25 protein-coding genes are annotated in these 18,335 nt (G+C 64.3%); 1 reads left to right on the plus strand and 24 read right to left on the minus strand.

Annotated features, from left to right (window positions below; all coding sequences use genetic code 11):
- Nucleotides 1-35: 35 nt before the first annotated feature.
- The 8 genes from B5G02_RS07605 to infA all read right to left on the minus strand — a co-directional run bounded on the left by B5G02_RS07605 (nt 36) and on the right by infA (nt 6,209).
- Nucleotides 36-2,510 carry an ATP-binding cassette domain-containing protein gene (locus tag B5G02_RS07605; RefSeq protein ID WP_094335802.1) on the minus strand — a complete coding sequence of 825 codons (2,475 nt, stop codon included), beginning with the start codon at nt 2,508-2,510 and terminating at the stop codon, nt 36-38.
- 254 nt (nt 2,511-2,764) lie between these two features.
- Nucleotides 2,765-3,295, minus strand: a complete 531-nt coding sequence (rplQ, locus tag B5G02_RS07610; RefSeq protein ID WP_094335803.1) for a 50S ribosomal protein L17 — start codon at nt 3,293-3,295, stop codon at nt 2,765-2,767.
- 30 nt (nt 3,296-3,325) lie between these two features.
- The gene (locus tag B5G02_RS07615; protein ID WP_094335804.1) at nt 3,326-4,270 is read right to left on the minus strand and encodes a DNA-directed RNA polymerase subunit alpha; all 945 of its coding nucleotides are present in this window, start codon (nt 4,268-4,270) and stop codon (nt 3,326-3,328) included.
- A 36-nt stretch (nt 4,271-4,306) separates the two neighbouring features.
- Nucleotides 4,307-4,903 carry a 30S ribosomal protein S4 gene (gene rpsD, locus B5G02_RS07620; RefSeq protein WP_019239619.1) on the minus strand — a complete coding sequence of 199 codons (597 nt, stop codon included), beginning with the start codon at nt 4,901-4,903 and terminating at the stop codon, nt 4,307-4,309.
- Nucleotides 4,904-4,925: 22 nt separating this feature from the next.
- Entirely contained in the window at nt 4,926-5,333 is a 408-nt protein-coding gene (gene rpsK / locus B5G02_RS07625) for a 30S ribosomal protein S11 (protein ID WP_019239620.1), read from the minus strand.
- 14 nt (nt 5,334-5,347) lie between these two features.
- Nucleotides 5,348-5,722 (minus strand): 30S ribosomal protein S13, encoded by a 375-nt coding sequence (gene rpsM / locus B5G02_RS07630; RefSeq protein ID WP_019239621.1) that lies wholly within the window; start codon nt 5,720-5,722, stop codon nt 5,348-5,350.
- Nucleotides 5,723-5,737: 15 nt separating this feature from the next.
- Nucleotides 5,738-5,851 (minus strand): 50S ribosomal protein L36, encoded by a 114-nt coding sequence (rpmJ, locus tag B5G02_RS07635; protein ID WP_006363204.1) that lies wholly within the window; start codon nt 5,849-5,851, stop codon nt 5,738-5,740.
- A gap of 139 nt (nt 5,852-5,990) precedes the next feature.
- A complete protein-coding gene (gene infA, locus B5G02_RS07640; RefSeq protein ID WP_019127912.1) occupies nt 5,991-6,209 on the minus strand; it encodes a translation initiation factor IF-1 in 219 nt (72 codons plus the stop codon).
- Between the two features lie 338 nt (nt 6,210-6,547).
- Between infA and B5G02_RS10065 the strand changes: the two genes are divergently transcribed.
- Nucleotides 6,548-6,859 (plus strand): hypothetical protein, encoded by a 312-nt coding sequence (locus B5G02_RS10065; RefSeq protein ID WP_143758296.1) that lies wholly within the window; start codon nt 6,548-6,550, stop codon nt 6,857-6,859.
- 461 nt (nt 6,860-7,320) lie between these two features.
- Here B5G02_RS10065 and map read toward each other — a convergent pair whose 3' ends face one another.
- From map to B5G02_RS07720, 16 genes are all read right to left on the minus strand, one after another.
- Nucleotides 7,321-8,109, minus strand: a complete 789-nt coding sequence (gene map, locus B5G02_RS07645; protein WP_094335805.1) for a type I methionyl aminopeptidase — start codon at nt 8,107-8,109, stop codon at nt 7,321-7,323.
- On the minus strand, nt 8,106-8,732 hold the full coding sequence (locus B5G02_RS07650) for an adenylate kinase (RefSeq protein ID WP_094335806.1): 627 nt from the start codon (nt 8,730-8,732) through the stop codon (nt 8,106-8,108). The genes map and B5G02_RS07650 overlap by 4 nt, the downstream gene beginning before the upstream one ends.
- 66 nt (nt 8,733-8,798) lie before the next feature.
- Complete coding sequence (gene secY, locus B5G02_RS07655) at nt 8,799-10,067, minus strand: preprotein translocase subunit SecY (RefSeq protein WP_094335807.1); 1,269 nt, start codon at nt 10,065-10,067, stop codon at nt 8,799-8,801.
- Nucleotides 10,061-10,510 (minus strand): 50S ribosomal protein L15, encoded by a 450-nt coding sequence (gene rplO, locus B5G02_RS07660; RefSeq protein WP_019239625.1) that lies wholly within the window; start codon nt 10,508-10,510, stop codon nt 10,061-10,063. Before rplO ends, secY begins: the two co-directional genes overlap by 7 nt.
- Nucleotides 10,511-10,512: 2 nt before the next feature.
- Nucleotides 10,513-10,695, minus strand: coding sequence for a 50S ribosomal protein L30 (gene rpmD, locus B5G02_RS07665; RefSeq protein ID WP_019239626.1), 183 nt, complete (start codon nt 10,693-10,695; stop codon nt 10,513-10,515).
- A 2-nt stretch (nt 10,696-10,697) separates the two neighbouring features.
- A complete protein-coding gene (gene rpsE, locus B5G02_RS07670; protein ID WP_019239627.1) occupies nt 10,698-11,228 on the minus strand; it encodes a 30S ribosomal protein S5 in 531 nt (176 codons plus the stop codon).
- A gap of 11 nt (nt 11,229-11,239) precedes the next feature.
- The gene (gene rplR, locus B5G02_RS07675) at nt 11,240-11,602 is read right to left on the minus strand and encodes a 50S ribosomal protein L18 (RefSeq protein ID WP_019239628.1); all 363 of its coding nucleotides are present in this window, start codon (nt 11,600-11,602) and stop codon (nt 11,240-11,242) included.
- A gap of 66 nt (nt 11,603-11,668) precedes the next feature.
- Nucleotides 11,669-12,205 carry a 50S ribosomal protein L6 gene (gene rplF / locus B5G02_RS07680; RefSeq protein ID WP_019239629.1) on the minus strand — a complete coding sequence of 179 codons (537 nt, stop codon included), beginning with the start codon at nt 12,203-12,205 and terminating at the stop codon, nt 11,669-11,671.
- Nucleotides 12,206-12,237: 32 nt separating this feature from the next.
- Nucleotides 12,238-12,636, minus strand: a complete 399-nt coding sequence (rpsH, locus tag B5G02_RS07685) for a 30S ribosomal protein S8 (RefSeq protein ID WP_094335808.1) — start codon at nt 12,634-12,636, stop codon at nt 12,238-12,240.
- 119 nt (nt 12,637-12,755) lie between these two features.
- Nucleotides 12,756-12,941: a type Z 30S ribosomal protein S14 gene (locus B5G02_RS07690; protein WP_026089044.1), complete on the minus strand. Its 186-nt coding sequence runs from the start codon at nt 12,939-12,941 to the stop codon at nt 12,756-12,758.
- Between the two features lie 78 nt (nt 12,942-13,019).
- A complete protein-coding gene (rplE, locus tag B5G02_RS07695; protein WP_019239632.1) occupies nt 13,020-13,577 on the minus strand; it encodes a 50S ribosomal protein L5 in 558 nt (185 codons plus the stop codon).
- Nucleotides 13,578-13,876: 299 nt separating this feature from the next.
- Nucleotides 13,877-14,875 carry a dipeptidase gene (locus B5G02_RS07700; RefSeq protein WP_094335809.1) on the minus strand — a complete coding sequence of 333 codons (999 nt, stop codon included), beginning with the start codon at nt 14,873-14,875 and terminating at the stop codon, nt 13,877-13,879.
- Between the two features lie 95 nt (nt 14,876-14,970).
- Nucleotides 14,971-15,639, minus strand: coding sequence for a helix-turn-helix transcriptional regulator (locus B5G02_RS07705; RefSeq protein WP_019239634.1), 669 nt, complete (start codon nt 15,637-15,639; stop codon nt 14,971-14,973).
- A 105-nt stretch (nt 15,640-15,744) separates the two neighbouring features.
- A complete protein-coding gene (locus B5G02_RS07710) occupies nt 15,745-16,527 on the minus strand; it encodes a 4Fe-4S binding protein (protein ID WP_094335810.1) in 783 nt (260 codons plus the stop codon).
- Nucleotides 16,528-16,614: 87 nt separating this feature from the next.
- On the minus strand, nt 16,615-16,992 hold the full coding sequence (locus tag B5G02_RS07715) for a Rid family detoxifying hydrolase (RefSeq protein ID WP_094335811.1): 378 nt from the start codon (nt 16,990-16,992) through the stop codon (nt 16,615-16,617).
- A gap of 83 nt (nt 16,993-17,075) precedes the next feature.
- Entirely contained in the window at nt 17,076-18,287 is a 1,212-nt protein-coding gene (locus B5G02_RS07720; RefSeq protein WP_094335812.1) for a MalY/PatB family protein, read from the minus strand.
- Nucleotides 18,288-18,335 lie beyond the last annotated feature (48 nt).

The raw sequence follows: 18,335 nt of genomic DNA on the forward strand, positions 1-18,335 counted from the left end.
GCATCCGGGAAGCCGACGTATCGGCTCCAGCCTTCCTACCATAGATGAGAAGCTACCACGATGGCCGCCATCGTGCATAGCCCCCCGATGAGCGCGAGCCGGTCGCGCGCCGCGAGCGGGCGCGGGCGGGCGCGGTGCGCATGCGGCTCGAACCCGCGCGCGTCCATGGATTCCGCGATGCGGTCCGCCCGCCGGAAGAGTCCCACGACGAGCGGCGTGATGACCGTGCCCCATGCGCGCACGCGCTTGAGGACGCCGCCGGCGAACGATACGCCGCGCGCCGCCTGCGCCCGCTGTATGCGCTCCGCCTCCTGGCTGACGAGCGGGATGAGCCGGAGCGCCATCGAGAGCGCGAGGCCGATGTCGCCCACCGGCACGCCCATGCGCCCGAGCGGCGCCATGAGACGGACGAAGGCGTCGGCGAGCTCCGTGGGCGTCGTGGATGCGCCCACCGCGAGCGCGAGGCAGGCGAGCACGATGATGCGCGCCATGGCAAGCCCCGCCCGCGCCGCGCCCGCAACGCTGATGCCGAACGGGGCAGCGACCATGATGTCGGCGCTGCCGTCGAGCGAGATGACGTTCGCCGCGATCACGAGCACGAACAGGACAAGCAGTGCCCGGAGCGACCGCGCGGCCGACCGGACTCCCACGCCCGCCGCCCTGAGCGACACGAGGGCGAGGGCGAGCCACGCGAGCAGCGCCCAGGGCGCGGGCGAGAGGAACACCGCCACGGCCGCGGCGAGGAACAGGAGCACCTTCACCCGTGCGTCGATCGTTGCGAGCAGCGTCGCGGGGGTTTGCGCGGGCTGCGGCGCGGGAGCAACGGGCTGACGCGTGGCTCCTCGCTCCTCCTGCACCGCCGGCTCCTCCGCCGCCAGCAGCGCATCGACCGCGTGCCGGAGCTGCATGGTTTCCGGGGGCGCGATGCCGGAGCGCTCGAACGCCGCGATGTCGAGCTCCTCCGGGGTGCCCGCCCACGCGATCGCGCCCGCGCGCATGAGCGCCACGCGATCCGCATCCGCCAGCCATTCCTCAAGGTCGTGGCTGACCACCATGATGGGCATCCCATCGCGCGCAAGCGAGCGCACGAGATCGTGCAGGGCGGCTCGACCCGCCGCATCGAGGCCGGCGCTCGGCTCGTCGAGCACGAGGGCGCGCGGTGCGGCCGTGAGGATGCCGCCGAGCGCCACCCGGCGTGCCTGCCCGCCCGAGAGCGCGAAGGGATCGCGGTCGAGGAGCTCACCCACATCGAGCATGCGGGCGACGCGCTCCACCGCGGCCGTGATGCGCTCCTCCGAGAAGCCGAGATTCCGCGGGGCGAAGGCGAGTTCCTCCGCGACCGACTCCAAGAAGAGCTGGGACTCGGGATCTTGGAATGCGACGCCCACCGCGCCCGCCGTGACCGGCCGCCCCGCGAGCGCCACGGTGCCCGCGTCCGGCGGGGTGAGCCCCGCCATGGTGCAGGCGAGCGTCGTCTTGCCGGCGCCCGAGGCACCCGCGACGAGCACGACCTCGCCCGCGGGGATGTCGAGCGAGACACCGTGCAGCACCTCGGTGCCGCCGCGCGAGGCTCGCACATCGCGGGCGCTCAGGCCTTGGCGCTCACCGTCTTCGACATCTCGCGGCGCGACCGTCCGCAGCCCGCTGCGAGCCGCCCGTGCTACCGCGGCAACACTCCGGGCATCAAGCGCCCCCTCTTCCAACTGCCCAGCGAGCCAGGACGCCACCGGGCCAGGCTCTACACCCCAAGCGGGGTCATAGCCCTGCGCGACGGCCGCGCGCAGCGCATCCACGTAGGTAGAGGGCGGCAGCACCTCGACGAGCCTGCCGTCTCCGGCGGCAAGCAGCTCGCGCGGAGTCGCCTCCCAGGCGATGCGCCCGTCATCGAGGCAATACACGCGGTCGCACATGAGCGCCTCGAGGGGGTCGTGCGTGATGAGCGCCACGCCGGTGCCCGCGCGCGCAACAGCGCGCACGAGCGATCGGAAGGACGCGCGCGCCGCGCTATCAAGCTGCGAGGTGGGTTCGTCGAGCACGAGGTACGAGGGCTCCATGGCGAGCACCGCCGCCAAGATGAGGCGCTGCTGCTCGCCGCCGGATAGGCTCCCCACCGCGTGCGCCTCGAACCCCGCAAGGCCCACGGCAGCAAGCGCCCGCGCGGTGCGCTCCTCGATTGCCCGTTCGTCAAGATCAAGGTTCACGAGGCCGAACGCGACCTCGTCTGCGACGACGGTCGAGATGATCTGGTCAGCGGGAGCCTGCCCCACGCAACCGACGAGCCGCCGTACGCGCTCCCTTCCCCCTTCGTCAGCAGACGAGGTGCCATCAACCAGAATCGTGCCCTCAGAGGGCATCTGCGCAGCACACATGAGGCGCGCGAGCGTGCTCTTGCCCGACCCGTTCGCCCCGACGAATGCTACAAGCTCTCCGGGGGCGATGTGACACGAGACATCGCGCAGGGCGGGAGCCGCGTCTTCGAGCAGAACGCGCGCATTCCAGACCTCGAGCATGGTCTTCCCTCCCCTTCAAGCGCCCCGAATAGAACAAACAACGCGAAACGAACGTTTTATACGGGGGTGGCCGAGTAGCCGCAACATCGGCAACACAACTACCTGCTGTTTTATTGGTACGCACCCTCTTGCTACTTCAGGAGGTGCCTATAAACCGTTCGTTTCGCGCAGTTTGGGTTTTCAAGCCATCAAACTGCCGATAAAAAAGGCCCCGCCGCAGGGCAGGGCCTTCCACATGCGATTGCGGCACGCCGCTACTCAGAGGCCTGCTCCTCGGTCGCCTCGGGCTCAGCGGCCTCGACCTCGACGGTCTCCTCGGCAGCAGCCTCCTCGACGGGAGCCTCCTCCTCGGTCTCCTCGGCCTTCTTCGGCGCGACGGGCTTCACGGGAGCCGGCGCGGCCTTCTTGGCCTTGGGGGTGCAGGGCTCGGAAACGATCTCGATGATGACCATCGGGGCGTTGTCACCCTTGCGGGGGCCGAGCTTCATGATGCGGGTGTAACCGCCGTTGCGGTCGGCCCACATGCCCTGAGCGGCCTTGTCGAAGATCTCGGCCACGAGGTCCTTGTCGCCGAGCTTGGCGATGGCGAGACGGCGGGAGTGAAGGTCGCCCTTCTTCGCCCACGTGATGATGGGCTCGGCATAGCTGCGGAGCGCCTTGGCGCGCGTCTCGGTGGTCTTGATGCGATCATAGGTGAACAGCGCCTGGGCAAGGCTCTTCTTCATGGCCTTGGTGTGGCTCGCATCGGTACCGAGCTTCAGGCCCTTCTTCTTGTTGTGACGCATGGTCTCGTTTCTCCTCTATATGCTGACCGCTTAAGCCTTCAGGCTCAGGCCCATGGACTCAAGCTTGTCCTTGACTTCCTCGATCGACTTCACGCCGAAGTTGCGGATGTTGAGAAGATCGTTCTCGGAGAACTCCACAAGCTGGCGCACCGAATGGATGCTCGCGCGCTTCAGGCAGTTGTAGGAGCGCACGGAGAGATCCAGGTCCTCGATCTGCTTATCGAGCTCGGCGTTGTCGTTCGTGACCTCGGGGGCGAAGATCGAAGCCTCCTCCTCGACCTCGGGGGTCTCGGCGAGGTTCATGAACGCAGCCATGTGCTGGTTGATGATGTTCGCGGCCTGCACCACGGCCTCGCGGGGCGTGATGGCGCCGTTCGTCTCGATCTCAAGCACCAAACGGTCGTAGTCGGTACGCTGACCCACGCGGCACGCCTCGACGAGCTTGGCGCAGCGGCGCACCGGCGAGAAGAGGGAGTCGACGTGGATGTAGCCGATCGGGTCGCTCTCGCGCTTGTTGCCCTCGTAGGACACATAGCCGCGACCGTGACCGATGCGCATGCTCATCGTGAGGTGGCCGCCCTCGTTCAGCGTGGCGATGTGCTGCTCGGGGTTGACGAGCTCGAACTCGGACGGGATGAAGAAGTCAGCACCGGTGACCTCGCACGGGCCGTCGATGGAGATGGTCGCCGTGCCCTCGTCGACCGACGTGCCGTTCGCGCGGAACACGAGACCCTTCACGTTGAGGACGATGTCGGTGACATCCTCCACCATGTTCGGGATGGTCATGAACTCGTGCTGAACGCCATCGATCTTGATCGCCTCGACGGCAGCGCCCTCGAGCGAGGACAGCAGCACGCGACGAAGCGAGTTGCCGAGGGTGTCGCCGTAGCCGCGCTCGAGGGGCTCGGCAGACACGCGCGCCGACGTCTCGTTGATCTCTTCGACCTGAACCTGAGGCCTAATGAATTCTGACATGTATTAAAACCTCCAGCCTCAGCAGCCCAAAGCGGACTACTTCGAGTAGAGCTCGACGATGAGCTGCTCTTGGATATCGGTGCTGATCTGCTCGCGAGCGGGCAGCGAGAGCACGTTACCGGAGAGCTTCTCGATGTCGACCTCGAGCCAGCCGGGAACCTCGAAGCGCTCGGACTGGATGAGGGCCTCCTTGATGGGGAGGAGGTCGCGGTACTTCTCGCCCACCGCGATGACGTCACCGGGCTTGACGAGGTAGCTCGGGATGTCGACGCGACGGCCGTTCACCGTGAAGTGGCCGTGGGTGACCGTCTGGCGCGCCTCGCGACGGGTGCGGGCGAAGCCGAGGCGGAACACGACGTTGTCGAGACGGCTCTCGAGGAGGACCATGAGGTTCTCACCCGTGATGCCGTTCATCTTGCGGGCACGCTCGTAGTAGCGGCGGAACTGCTTCTCGAGCACGCCGTAGATGAACTTCGCCTTCTGCTTCTCGCGCAGCTGCATGCCGTACTCAGATTCCTTGCGGCGACGCTTGGGCTGACGCTTCGATTCCTTCTTGCTGCTATAGCCGAGCTCCACGGGATCGATCCCGAGCTGGCGGCAGCGCTTAAGAACAGGAGTCCTGTCGATTGCCATGGTAGTGCGATCCTTTCAGAAGTTACACGCGGCGACGCTTCTTGGGGCGGCAGCCGTTGTGCGGGATGGGGGTCTTGTCCTGGATGCTCGTGACCTCGAGGCCGGCGGCCTGCAGCGAGCGGATGGCGGTCTCGCGGCCGGAACCCGGACCCTTCACGAACACGGCGACCTTGTGCATGCCGTGCTCCATGGCGGCCTTGGCGCAGGCCTCGGCAGCCATCTGGGCAGCGAACGGGGTGCTCTTACGCGAACCCTTGAAGCCCACCTGGCCAGCCGACTTCCAGGCAATGACGTTGCCCTGCGGATCGGTGATGGAGATGATCGTGTTGTTGAACGTGGAACGGATGTGAGCCTGCCCCACGGAGATGTTCTTGCGGTCGGCGCGCTTCACACGGGTCGTGGCGCCGCGCTTGTTCTTAGCAGTAGCCATGTGTTAAGCGCTCCCTACTTCTTCTTCTTGGCACCGATCTGACGCTTCGGACCCTTGCGGGTGCGAGCGTTGGTGTGCGTGCGCTGGCCGCGGACCGGGAGGCCCTTGCGGTGGCGCAGGCCACGATAGCAGCCGATGTCCATGAGGCGCTTGACGTTCTGGTTGCGCTCACGACGGAGGTCGCCCTCGATCATGAGGTGCTGCTCGTCGATGTACTTACGGATGACGTCGACTTCCTCGTCGGTGAGGTCCTTGACGCGGGTATCCGGGTTGATGTTCGTCTCGGCGCAGATCTTCGACGCCGTGGTGCGGCCGATGCCGTAAATGTAGGTCAAACCGATCTCGATGCGCTTCTCGCGCGGCAGATCGACACCGCTAATACGGGCCAATGTAGTTCTCCTCTCTTAACCCTGACGCTGCTTGTGGCGCGGATTCTCGCAGATGACGAGAACCTTTCCGTGGCGCCTGATGATCTTGCACTTATCGCACATCTTCTTGACCGAAGGACGTACCTTCATCGTTCTTCCTTTCGGTAGTGCTCAAACTACAAACCTACTATCTACTCGTCCAGCCGCAGACGTGAATTACCAAGGCTGGGTGCGCGCGATCCGGTTGAGCGAGCCGGATGCCCGCGCTGGGGCGGACGCCCCGCGCTGCCTACTTGTACCGATAGGTGATGCGCCCGCGCGTGAGGTCGTAGGGCGAGAGCTCTACGACGACCTTGTCGCCGGGAAGGATGCGGATATAGTTCATGCGGATCTTGCCCGAGATGGAGCAGAGCACCGTATGACCGTTACCCAGATCGACACGAAACATCGCGTTGGGCAGCGGCTCGGTGACCGTACCCTCGAGCTCGATTGCGTCTTCCTTCTTCACAAGCACATCTTTCTCTCGAATGATGACAGCAGCGACTTATGATACATCATCTTCTGTGTCGTTCATGTGGATTTCACATCGAACGCACACCGGGGGCGGCGTGGTGCGTGCCGGGAGCGCGGACGGGTCGCGTTTGACTTGCATCCCCTGGGCTCGGGCGCGCGGGTCATATCATCCCGTGCTCAAACAGCGCTGCGCGAACTGCGCGCGGGACGATATGACCCGCCCGCTCTGCAGCCTTGATCCACGTGCTCTTCTTCGTGACAACATGGGTATAACTCGTATCAGAGTCCTACTCTACCGCTTATCGTTGCATCAAATACAAGGCGGTGACGACTATGAATGGCAGCAACCCCTTTACGAGAGAGGGTTCCCTCTTCAATCATCCGAACTACTACGTTAAAACCGGGTTCTTTCCCGCAATAGCTTTGGTGCTGTTGAGCACCTTCGTTAAGCCTACCAACATCTGGCCTCATGTCTTGCTTGTCGTCGTTACCGCCTGGATTTTTGTCGTTTACCTTATTCGGCGACACAATCATTCCCTATCGAGCAAAACCCTTACCCGCATCGAATCCGCCACGATTGTCGGCGCAAATGCTCTGACAGCGCTCGCACTTGTACTAGCGCTTGTTCCGAAATTCTTTGGGTAGCGACACACTGGCTTCCCTGATGGAACTCCCTTCGAACCTCGAACACCCTGTAGCTCGATGGGGATGCACGTTGACCTTTGATTCAAAAACGCCACACAGCCTGGACGAATATCACTCGTCCAGGCTATGTGGGGCTCTGCGCAATTCGTCTAAGTTGTGTGGCGATGCGTTCCGGAACGGCACTTCGTCTACCTGGTGTTTTCCCGACCACGCATCCTCTCCTGCCATTCGTCCGCCGTGTGTGGCCACATTGCCCGGACGTATTGCAGGCACACCCTTCCGCATGCGGCAGACTAACCTGTCCCCATTGACTCCGTGAGTCAATTGAACCCGTCCCCAATGACTCAAATAAGCGGGGGCGACTGCCTTATATCGTTCCGCGCGCAGTTCGCGAAGCGCTGTTTGAGCACGGAATGATATAAGGCGGTCGCCCCCGCCCTGGCAGACAGTGACCGGGCGCGCTACATGACCCCGCCCTGGAGGCTGCACCAAGGACCCTGGGCGTCGGCGGTGAGGATCACCGGGCCGTCGTTCGTGATGGCGATGGTGTTCTCGTAGTGCGCGGCGGGCAGATGGTCGTTCGTCGTGACGATCCAACCATCGGCGCCCGTGCTCACGCGGTGCGCGCCGAGCGTGATCATGGGCTCGATGGCGATGACCATGCCGGCCTCGAGGCGCACGCCGCGCCCCTTCTTGCCGTAGTTCGGGACGTTCGGCTCCTCGTGCATCACGTGGCCAACGCCGTGACCCACGTACTCGCGGAGCACGCCGTAGCCGTGGCTCTCGGCGAGCGTCTGGATCGCGTGGCCGATGTCGCCGATGCGGTTGCCGGGCACAGCCTGCTCGATGCCCGCCTTCAGGCAGTCCACCGTAACCTCGCAGAGCGCCTTCACCTCAGGCGCCGGGTTGCCCACGAAGAACGTCCAGGCGTTATCGCCCACCCAGCCGTCGACGATGGCGCCGGTATCGATGGAGATGATGTCGCCGTCGCGCAGGATGACGTCGGGGTTGGGGATGCCGTGCACCACCGCGTCGTTCAGCGAGGCGCAGATGGAACCCGGGAACCCGCCGTAGCCCTTGAAGGCCGGCGTGCCCCCGTGCATGCGGATGATCTGCTCGGCGAGCTGGTCGAGCTCGAACGTGGAGACGCCGGGGCGCACCATGGCGCCCACATGGCGAAGCGCCATCTTGGAGAGCGCGCCCGCCTTCTTCATCTCCTCGATCTCAAAAGGCTCCTTGATCTTGATCATAGACCGAGCGCTTCCTTGACGTCGGCGTAGACCTCGTCGATGGAACGGGCGCCGTCGACGCTCTTGAGGAGGCCCTGGCCGCGGTAGTACTCGACGAGCGGGCTCGTGGCGGTCTCGTAGACGTCGAGGCGGTTCTGGATGGTCTCCGGCTTGTCGTCATCGCGCTGGTACATCTCGCCGCCGCAGCTCGGGCACACGGCGTCGGCCGCAGTGCCGGTGTAGCCGCAGGCGCGGCAGGTACGGCGCGCGGAGAGGCGCTCGATGATGACCTCGGGCGCGACGTCGATGAGCAGCGCCGCGTCGATGGAGCGGCCGAGCGCGGAGAGCTCGGAATCGAGGGTCACGGCCTGCACGGTGTTGCGCGGGAAGCCGTCGAGGATGAAGCCCTTCTGCGCGTCGTCGGCAGCGAGGCGCTCCTTCACGAGATCGATGACGAGCTGGTCGGGCACGAGCTCGCCGGCGTCCATGTACTGCTTCGCCTGGACGCCCAGCTCCGTGCCGCCTTTCACGGCAGCGCGCAGCAGGTCGCCGGTGGAGATGTGCGCCACGCCGTAGTCGGCCACGAGGCGCTGGGCCATGGTGCCCTTGCCCGCCCCGGGCGCTCCCAGAAGTACGATGTTCATAGGAGTCTCCTCTCCCATAGTATGAGCAAAAGCCCCCGCGCTCAGCACGGGGGCTCCTGCAAGAACCTACTTGAAGAACCCGTCGTAATTATAGGTCTTCAACTGACCCTCGAGCTTGTCGACGGTATCGAGCACCACGCCCACCATGATGAGCACCGAGGTGCCACCGAAGGATTGGATGAGCTGGTTGCCCGTCGCCGAGAACACGATCGAAGGCACGATGGCGATGAGCGCGAGGAACACGGCGCTCGGCAACGTGATCTTGTTGAGCACGTTCTTGATGTAGGCCGCGGTGGCGCGGCCGGGGCGCACGCCCGGGATGAAGCCGCCCTGGCGCTTGAGCTGGTCGGCCGTCTCGTCCGGATTGAACACCATGGAGGTGTAGAAGTACGCGAAGAACACGATGAGGACCACGTTGAGGATCCAGTTGATCCAGCCCTGCGCGAGCGCGTTCGCCACGGCCATCACCCAGTTGACACCGGGGAAGAACACGGCGATCTGCGCCGGGAAGTAGAGCAGGGCGCTCGCGAAGATGATCGGCACGACGCCCGCGGTGTTCACCTTGATGGGCAGGTAGGTGGACTGTCCGCCCATGACGCGGCGACCCACCACGCGCTTGGCGTAGCTCACCGGGATGCGGCGCTGGCCGCGCTCGAGGAACACGATGAACGGGATCACGACGAGCACGACCACGACGGCCACGATCGTCACGACGGTACCCATCACGTCGCCGTCGAGCGAGGCGAAAATCGCCTGCGGCAGGCCGGACATGATGTTCGCGAAGATGATGAGCGACATGCCGTTGCCGATACCGCGCTGGGTGATGAGCTCGCCGATCCACATGATGAGCATGGAGCCCGCGACGAGCGTGCCCACGACCATGATGTCGAAGATGATCTCGGGAGCGTCGGCGTTCGCGAAGCTGATGCCGTAGCTCTTGAACAGGAACAGGTAACCGATCGCGTTCAGGATGGAGAGGCCGAGCGTGAGGTAGCGAGAATACTGGGTGATCTTCTGCTGGCCGACCTCGCCCTCACGGGCAAGCTCGTGCAGGCTCGGAATCACGCTCTGCAGGAGCTGCAAGATGATGGAGCTCGTGATGTAGGGCATGATGCCGAGCGAGAACACCGACACATAGCTCAGCGCACCGCCGGAGAAAAGCGTCAGCAACCCCATAGCGCCCTCGGTGGGGAAAAGGCCCGCCATCCCCTGGAAGGGGACGCCGGGCACAGGGACGTGTGCACCGATACGGTACAGCACGAGCATCGCTATGGTGAAGAGAATCTTATCCCGAAGGTCCTTGACCCGGAACGCGTTCTTCAGGCCAGTTAGCACGGGAGCTCGACCGACCCTCCGGCCGCCTCGATCTTGGCCTTGGCGGCAGCGGAAACCTTGTCCACGCGGACGGTGAACTTCTTGCTGGTCTCGCCCTCAGCAAGGATCTTGACGGGCTGGAATTCCTTCTTGATGATGCCGGCTGCCTTGAGCGCGGCGCCGTCGATCACCGCGCCGTCCTCGAACTTCTCGTCGAGGCGGGCGATGTTCACGGGCGCGAACTCGATGCGGCGCGGGTTACGGAAACCCGGGAGCTTGGGCAGGCGCATCGCGAGCGGGGTCTGACCGCCCTCGAAGCCCGAACCCTTGCCGCCGCCGGAACGGGAAAGCTGACCCTTCTGGCCGCGACCCGCCGTGGTGCCGTGACCAGAGGAGTTGCCGCGACCGATGCGCTTGCGGCGATGCGTCGACCCCTCTTGCGGGGTGAGGTCATGAAGCTGCATTGCTACTCCTCTACAATCTCAACAAGGTGCTTGACCTTGAAGATCATTCCGCGGACAGATGCGTTGTCGGGAAGCTCGTGAACACGGTTGATCTTCCCGAGGCCCAGGGCCTTGATGGTCCTGACCTGATCCTGCTTGGCACCGTTGGTGCTGCGGACCTGCTTGACCTTGATGGTATCTGCCATGCTTAACGCTCCTTCTTGCCAACGAACATCTCGGAGACGGTGAGGCCGCGGCGGGCAGCGACGTCCTCAGGGCTCGAGAGCTCCTTCAGGCCCTCGGCAGCGGCCTTGATGATGTTGAGGCCGTTGTCGGTGCCGAGCGACTTGGACAGCACGTTCTTGATGCCGGCAAGCTCGAAGAGGGGGCGCACCGCGCCACCGGCGATGACGCCGGTACCCTCGACAGCGGGCTTGATGATGATGCGGCCGGCACCGAAGTGGCCGATGACCTCGTGGGGGATGGTGCCCTCGTCGGTCACGGGCACATGAAACATGTGCTTCTTCGCGTCGAGCGAAGCCTTGGAGATGGCCAGCGGCACCTCGGCCGACTTGCCCATGCCCAGGCCGACGTTGCCCTTGCCGTCGCCGACGACGACGAGCGCCACGAGCGACATGCGACGGCCGCCCTTGACGGTCTTGGCGACGCGGTTGATGAAGACGACGCGCTCCTCGAACTCGGAGGCCTCGCGCTGCTTGTTGTCACGATTACGAGCCATGCTCTAACCTCCTAGAACTCGAGGCCGGCGGCACGGGCGCCGTCGGCGAGGGCCTTCACGCGGCCATGGTAGATGCGGCCGCCACGGTCGAAACGAACGGCGGTGATGCCAGCCTCGATGGCGCGCTTGCCGATGAGCTCGCCCACCTTCTCGGCGGCCTCCTTGTTCGACGTGTGGGTGCCCTTGAACTCGGCCTCGAGCGTGGAGGCGGAGACGAGGGTGTGGCCCTTGGTGTCGTCGATGATCGCCGCGTAGATGTTGGCGTTCGTACGGGTCACGCGCAGGCGCGGACGCTCGGGGGTGCCGAAGATCTTGCCGCGGACGCGACGCTTACGGCGCGCAAGGCCTGCAGCTTTCGCTTTATTCTTGTCCATGTGAAATCTCCTTGAGAATCCTCGCCCGCACCTAACGGGGTGCGGGACTTGTCCGGGCGGGTCTTACTACTTGGCGGCCTTACCGAGCTTGCGACGGATGTGCTCGCCGACGTAGTGGATACCCTTGCCCTTGTAGGGCTCCGGCGGACGCTTGCCGCGGATCTCGGCCGCGACCTGGCCGACCTGCTGCTTGTCGATGCCCTTCACGTTGATGTGCGTGTTGTCGGGCACCTCGAAGGTGATGCCGGCGGGCGCGTCGTAGATCACGGGGTGCGAATAGCCGAGCGAGAGCTCGAGCGAGGTACCCTTGAGCTGGACGCGGTAGCCGACGCCCGCGAGCTCGAGCGCCTTGGTGTAGCCCTCGGACACGCCGGTGACCATGTTCTGGATGAGGGCGCGGGTGAGGCCGTGACGGGCACGGGTCTCGCGCTCATCGTCGGGACGGCTCACGGTGAGCACGCCATCCTCGACGGTCACGTCGAGCTTGTTGTAGACATCGAGCTCGAGCTGGCCCTGGGGACCCTTGACGGTCACATGCGAGCCGTCGACTGCCACTTCGACTCCGGCGGGAATCTGGACAGGCTTCTTACCGATACGGGACACGGTGTTCTCCTTCCTTCTACTCGCCTAAGCGCTTACCACACGTACGCGACGATCTCGCCGCCCACGCCCGCCTTGCGGCAGTCGCGGTCGGCCATGACGCCGTGGCTGGTGGAAACGATGGCGGTACCAAGACCACCGCGGACGCGGGGAAGGTCGGCGACACCGGCGTACTTGCGCAGGCCGGGCTTCGAGATGCGGCGGATGCCGGAGATGACCTTCTGCTTCTTGGGGCCGTACTTGAGCGTGATGTGGAGGGTCTTCTGGGGCACGGTGTCCTCGACCGTGTAGCCCTCGATGTAACCCTCCTCGAAGAGGACGCGCGCGATCTCGACGAGCTTCTTCGAGCTCGGCATGGAGGCGGCGGCCTTGTTCGCAGCGTTCGCGTTACGGATACGCGTAAGCATGTCTGCGATCGGGTCAGTGAGGTTCATGCAGATTCTCCTTCGTTCTAGATGAACTCGTGCGACCGGTTCTCGCCCACCCATAGCGGACGAGCCTGCATGCACGTTCTTCCCTGCCGGGGCTGCAAATCCCCGACGCTGGCAGTGACTTACCAGCTGGCCTTCTTGATGCCGGGAAGCTCGCCGCGGAGCGCCAGCTCGCGGAAGCACACACGGCACAGGCCGAACTTGCGGTAGACCGAGTGCGGGCGACCGCAACGCTGGCAACGGGTGTACTCGCGCGTCGAGAACTTCTGCTTGCGCTGCTGCTTGACGATCATCGATGTCTTAGCCACATTTCCTCCTAACGTAAGGTATCCATAGCCCCGCGCGGCGACGGGCACCTACCCGCCGCCGCGTGCGCGAGGCAAAAACTACTTCTTGAACGGGAAGCCGAACCCGTCGAGGAGGGCGCGGCCCTCTTCATCGGTGTTCGCGGTGGTAACGATGGTGATGTCCATACCGCGGGTACGGTCGACGGAGTCGAAGTCGATCTCCGGGAAGATGAGCTGCTCGGTCACGCCCATGGAGAAGTTGCCACGGCCGTCGAAGCTCTTGGGGTCGATGCCGCGGAAGTCGCGGATGCGCGGGATCGCGATGGCGGTGAGGCGATCCAGGAACTCCCACATGCGGTCGCCGCGGAGGGTGACCTTGGCGCCGATGGGCATGCCGGCGCGCAGGCGGAAGGACGCGATGGACTTGCGGGCGCGGGTGATCATGGGCTGCTGGCCGGTGATGGCGCGCAGGTCGCGCACGGCACCGTCGATGGCCTTGGAATCGGTCGCGGCCTCGCCGACGCCCATGTTCACGACGATCTTCTCGATCTTGGGGATCTGCATGACGTTCTTGTACTGGAACTTGTCCTGCAGCTGCTGGCGCACCTCGTTCTGGTACTTGGTCTTGAGACGGGGCACGTACTTCTCTTCAGCCATCTTCACTCCTTTGGGGTTTTAAGCACGGGGCGTGGCCTTCCATGTAAAAACACCCCAGGGGTTATTTTACATAGCGGTTGTCCTCGTGCCTCCTGCCGCGCCGTGCGCGCGCTTGGCTTCTCGCGGCACGACGAATCTCCGGCAGGAGCCGGGCAATACGAGTCGGTATGATACGCGCTTGCGGGCGGAATTGCCAGAGAAACTTGCGGAAACCCGCACTGGCTGCGGATTTCCATATTTACAGCGCGCGGAGCGGGGCGGGCGGCATTTGCGCGCCCGCTACTCCCCCGCCGCGCCGCCTACCACGCGTTCGCTTCGAAGAACGCGAGCGCGTTGCCGCCGCACAGCGCCATGCACAGCTGCGCGCCGAAGCGCTTCGTCAGCTGCTCCTGGAACGCTCCGAGCTTCGAGGCGTCCGCCAACCACGACGGGGTCTCGCAGCCGTCGAAATCGCTGCCCAGCGCCACCACGCGCTCGCCGCCCAGGTCGAGCCAGTGCTCGATGTGGGCGCACACGTCGTCGTAGGTGGGCTCCGCCTCCTGCGGGTCGTCCACGAGGAAATCGCTGCAGTAGTTGAGCCCGACGATGCCGCCACGGTCGCGGATCTCGCAGAACTGCGCATCCGTGAGGTTGCGCGGGTGGCCGCACACCGCGCGGGCATTGGAGTGGCTCGCCACGAACGGACGCTGGGCGATGCGAGTCACCTCGTCGAAGCAGGCGTCGTTCAGGTGCGACACGTCGAGCACCATGCGCTCCGCTTCCATGCGGCGCACGGCGTCCCGCCCCAGCGGCGTGAGCCCCGCGTCCTCGTCGTCGTGCCCGCTCGCGAGCGGCCCCCGGGCGTTCCAGCTGAGCGACGCCATGCACACGCCCTCCTGCGCGCAGCGGTGCACCCATTCGAGGTCGTCGGCGAAAAGGCGGGCGTTCTCGATGGTCTTCACCACGCCGAGCCTGCCCGCTGCGATCGCCGCGCGCGCGTCCGTGCCGCCTCGCACGGCGGCGAGCGCGTCCGGATGCGCGTAAACCTGCTCGTCGAGGTAGGCGGAGATACAGCGCCAAAGGCCCACCCCCTGCTCCGCGTCCAAGCCGTCGGGGATGAAGCAGGCGAAGCACTGCAGCCAAGGGACGCCGCCGGCTGCCGCCGCCGACACCGCAAGCGAGCTTGCCGCCAGGTCCTGGCCGGCGGCGGGAATGAGGGCCTCGGGCACGCCGGCCGCCATGACGACGTCCGCCGGCACGTTTCGCAGCGAAAGCATCGTCGCGGTATCGCAATGCAGGTCGAAGACGGGATATGCCATGGCAAAGCCTCCTTAGATGAGCGAACTCAAAAGACCGGCGGCGTCTCGGCGGAAAACGCCCGATCCCCGGGCGGAGTCGCCGCGGCACCGGGTCACTACTCGTTCTCGCTGCGCGCCTTCTCGAGATAGCGATAGACCGTCGCGACCGACATACCGCATTCCTCAGCCACGATGGAAACGGCGCCTTTCATGAGGAACACACCCTCGCTATACATCGAAAGGATCGCCTCATGCTTCTGCGCGCTCGAAAAGCTCGACGGCGGCAAAGGATACTTCGACAGAACCGAGCGCACCATGCGGCGCGTCGTCTCGGCGGGGTCGCCCTGAAGCGTCTCCTCAAGATCACGATGGTCTTCACCGGGCGAGCCGCTTGCATAGTCGGGAATAAACTTCGACAGCATGCCAACCAGTGTCTCAACAATCGTGACGTCGATATTGACGCACAGAAGGCCGATCAGCCGCCCATGCTCATCATGTATGAACAGGGTGGAAGATCTGAATCGCCTTCCCTGCGCCGACTTGGCCGCAACGCCGACAACGTACCCGCACGTCGTCGTGTCACCCTCTTTAATTAGCTTGAGCGCGGCGTCGGTCGCGCCGTCGCCCACCTTGCGCCCAGAGAGATGGCCGTTTCGAATGTAGACGATCGACGACTCGAAATCCCGTGCGTCGTGAACGACGACCTCGGCGAACTCGCCAAGCCCGTCGCTGATGAAATCGGCGAGGGTGAAAACGTCTTCAATCTTGTGCACGGTCAGCGCCATAGTCGATTAACTCCCGTACGGATGAGATGCCACTTGGACGAGCACGTGGCGTGGCCGGTTCGCCCGTCCTGAATCAACGATACCATGTAAAGCGCAGGAAACACCCTATATCAGTACATAGGATTCCTTGGGCTCCCCAAACTGAGCGGCAAACCCTGCGCGGGCGCTCTCGAGCATGTCTCCCCCGGAGAGGGCGCGCGCCTGGACAGGGCACGCTGCGATGCAGCGGGTGCAGGAGATGCACGCGTCCGCATCGGTCTGACTAGGGTTCTCCGCGTCGATGGCACCGACGGGGCACTGGGCAGCACAGGAGCCACATGCTATGCACAGGCTCTCGTCCGCCTGCGCCTTGAAGGGAACGCCACCGTAGGGCGTATACGGGCGCGAACCGGGAATCTCACGAAGTTCCGCCTCCCCCGCGCGGGAAACGGCAGCGAGTTTGGCGAGCACGTCGCGCGCGACGCTGTCAACGACCTGGAAATCCTCCTCATCGGGACGTCCAATTGCGACGTTCGTCATGAGCGAGTGGTGCGCAACGACGGCGACGCCCGCGACGGGCACGAACCCGTGCTCTGCGATCGTATCCGCGAGCTCCAGGAACGTATCGTCTACGGCACGGTTGCCGTATGTCACCATGAGCACAGCAGGCGTCTCGTCGCCCGTGCAGGCAGCGATGCGCTCGAGCGCCGGCGCGGGAACGCGCCCACCGAACGCGGGGACAGCGAAGATGGCGAGTTCCCCCACCCTGAAGTCTGGAGCGTCCGCTCCCTGCGGCGTGATGTCGCAGAGCTTGAAGGGCAATCCGAACGCCGCACCCATGCGTTCCGCCACCGCGCGCGTGGTCCCCGCACCCGAGAACACGATTGCTTTGACATCGCCGATCTTCATACTCACCCTTCCTTTCTGTCACGAGCGGGCGCCGACAAAAGACACGATGCCGGCGCCCGCCTGTAGACGGAATACGATTGTCTCACCTTACGCCGCAGCGACAACCTCGATCTCGACGAGCCCCTGCATGGGGAGGTTCGCGACCGCGAACGCGCTGCGCGCGGGATACGGCTCGCTGAACGCCTGGGCATACACGTCGTTTACGGCAGCGAAGTCAGCGATGTCCGCGAGGTAGATCGTCGTTTTCACCACGTCGGCAAGCGTGAGACCGCGCGTGGCGAGGATCGCGGCGATGTTCTTGATGGACTGCTCCGCTTGGGCGACCACGCCCTCCGGCATCGCACCGGTCGCGGGGTCGATGCCGAGCTGCCCGGAGAGGTAGACCATCTCACCCGCGGCGACACCCTGGGAATACGGCCCGATCGCCGCCGGAGCCTGGTCGGTATTGAGAACGGTCTTGTCCACAGTCATTCCTTTCGAGTCGGGGGGCGGCGGCCAGAAGCTGCGCGGCCACCGCCCATGGGTGTCGTGATGTTGCCTGCGAGCGCCTACGCCGCGGAATAGAGTGCCTTCAGGCACGCCTCGGTGCGCTCCACAGCCTGCTCGATAACGGAGCGCGGCGCCGCGAGGTTAAAGCGAATGAAATGGCCTTCGTCCTCGAAGAACTCCTCGTCGTCTTCGAGCGCGACACCGTGCTTGCAGAACTCGTAGGTAAGGCGCTCGGCTTCTCCATAGTTCTTGAACTGGATCCAAGCGAGGTACGTGCCCTGCATATCGCTCACCACAATTTCGTCCGCGAAGGGCAAAGCGGCGAGACGGTCGCACAGGTAGCGGTAGTTGTCATATACGTAGCTGCAGAGCGCATCGACGTACTTGCTGCCGTTCTCGGTGTAGACCTGCTCGAGCGCGAGGTAACTGAAACCGCCCAGCATCTCACTCGCGTCGAAGAACGTCGCGGACGCGGCGATCTTTGCCTTCATTTCCTCGCCATGGATGATGTAGTAACCCGCGTTGATGCCGGCGCAGTTGAAGGTCTTGGAGATCGAGGACGTCGTGATGACGTTCTGGTCATACCCGAGCTTGCGCGCGACCGACGCCGTCGGGATGAACGTGTGCCCTGGCATGATGAAGTCGCTGTGCACCTCGTCAGAGACAATCGGCACACCGTGCTTCTGGCAGATGGTGATGAGCTTGGTAAGCTCCTCCTCCGTCCACACTCGCCCGACCGGGTTGAACGGGCTGCAGAAGATGAGCAGCTTGATGTCGTGCTCGGCAAGCGTCGCGTCGAGTGCGTCGAAGTCGATGCTGTAGCCGTTCTCGTCGTGGACGAGGTGCGGCATCACGGGCACGCGGCCCATGTTGACCACGTACTTATGGAAGTAGCCGTAGGTGGGCAGGAACATGAGCACTTCCTCGCCCTCCTTGGCCAGCGCATGGATGGCGAGCTTCACGCCGGTGAGCGCGCTCTCGCCGAAGAAGACGTCATCCTCGGCATACTCGATGCCATTGCGCTCGCGCTGCCAGTCGACTACAAAGTGATGATATGCCGTCCCGCTCAGCTCGGGGTAGCCGTAGATTCCGCACTCCGTACGCTTGCGAACGGCTTCGATGAGCTCCTGCGGGCAACGGAATTCCATATCCGCAATCCACATAGGAACGAGATTGTCGCCGGGGAAGAACATCCCCATAGAGTCATACTTCGCGCAGTGCGTGCCCGTGCGATCCGTGACCTGGTCGAAATAGTCCTTCGTGTATTCCATGATGCGTCCTTTCTAAGATCTATGCATCCTCTGTAGAGCAAACCAATA

It is taken from the genome of [Collinsella] massiliensis, from assembly GCF_002161605.1.
In the GTDB taxonomy this organism is placed as follows: domain Bacteria; phylum Actinomycetota; class Coriobacteriia; order Coriobacteriales; family Coriobacteriaceae; genus Enorma.

Excerpts from the sequence above, each read along its gene's own strand:
- B5G02_RS07605 (WP_094335802.1), bottom strand. The coding sequence starts at position 2,510 with ATGCTCGAGGTCTGGAATGCGCGCGTTCTGCTCGAAGACGCGGCTCCC.
- rplQ (WP_094335803.1), bottom strand. The coding sequence starts at position 3,295 with ATGCGTCACAACAAGAAGAAGGGCCTGAAGCTCGGTACCGATGCGAGC.
- B5G02_RS07615 (WP_094335804.1), bottom strand. The coding sequence starts at position 4,270 with ATGTCAGAATTCATTAGGCCTCAGGTTCAGGTCGAAGAGATCAACGAG.
- rpsD (WP_019239619.1), bottom strand. The coding sequence starts at position 4,903 with ATGGCAATCGACAGGACTCCTGTTCTTAAGCGCTGCCGCCAGCTCGGG.
- rpsK (WP_019239620.1), bottom strand. The coding sequence starts at position 5,333 with ATGGCTACTGCTAAGAACAAGCGCGGCGCCACGACCCGTGTGAAGCGC.
- rpmJ (WP_006363204.1), bottom strand. The coding sequence starts at position 5,851 with ATGAAGGTACGTCCTTCGGTCAAGAAGATGTGCGATAAGTGCAAGATC.
- B5G02_RS10065 (WP_143758296.1), top strand. The coding sequence starts at position 6,548 with ATGAATGGCAGCAACCCCTTTACGAGAGAGGGTTCCCTCTTCAATCAT.
- map (WP_094335805.1), bottom strand. The coding sequence starts at position 8,109 with ATGATCAAGATCAAGGAGCCTTTTGAGATCGAGGAGATGAAGAAGGCG.
- B5G02_RS07650 (WP_094335806.1), bottom strand. The coding sequence starts at position 8,732 with ATGAACATCGTACTTCTGGGAGCGCCCGGGGCGGGCAAGGGCACCATG.
- rplO (WP_019239625.1), bottom strand. The coding sequence starts at position 10,510 with ATGCAGCTTCATGACCTCACCCCGCAAGAGGGGTCGACGCATCGCCGC.
- rpmD (WP_019239626.1), bottom strand. The coding sequence starts at position 10,695 with ATGGCAGATACCATCAAGGTCAAGCAGGTCCGCAGCACCAACGGTGCC.
- rpsE (WP_019239627.1), bottom strand. The coding sequence starts at position 11,228 with ATGGCTCGTAATCGTGACAACAAGCAGCGCGAGGCCTCCGAGTTCGAG.
- rplR (WP_019239628.1), bottom strand. The coding sequence starts at position 11,602 with ATGGACAAGAATAAAGCGAAAGCTGCAGGCCTTGCGCGCCGTAAGCGT.
- rpsH (WP_094335808.1), bottom strand. The coding sequence starts at position 12,636 with ATGAACCTCACTGACCCGATCGCAGACATGCTTACGCGTATCCGTAAC.
- rplE (WP_019239632.1), bottom strand. The coding sequence starts at position 13,577 with ATGGCTGAAGAGAAGTACGTGCCCCGTCTCAAGACCAAGTACCAGAAC.
- B5G02_RS07700 (WP_094335809.1), bottom strand. The coding sequence starts at position 14,875 with ATGGCATATCCCGTCTTCGACCTGCATTGCGATACCGCGACGATGCTT.
- B5G02_RS07705 (WP_019239634.1), bottom strand. The coding sequence starts at position 15,639 with ATGGCGCTGACCGTGCACAAGATTGAAGACGTTTTCACCCTCGCCGAT.
- B5G02_RS07710 (WP_094335810.1), bottom strand. The coding sequence starts at position 16,527 with ATGAAGATCGGCGATGTCAAAGCAATCGTGTTCTCGGGTGCGGGGACC.
- B5G02_RS07720 (WP_094335812.1), bottom strand. The coding sequence starts at position 18,287 with ATGGAATACACGAAGGACTATTTCGACCAGGTCACGGATCGCACGGGC.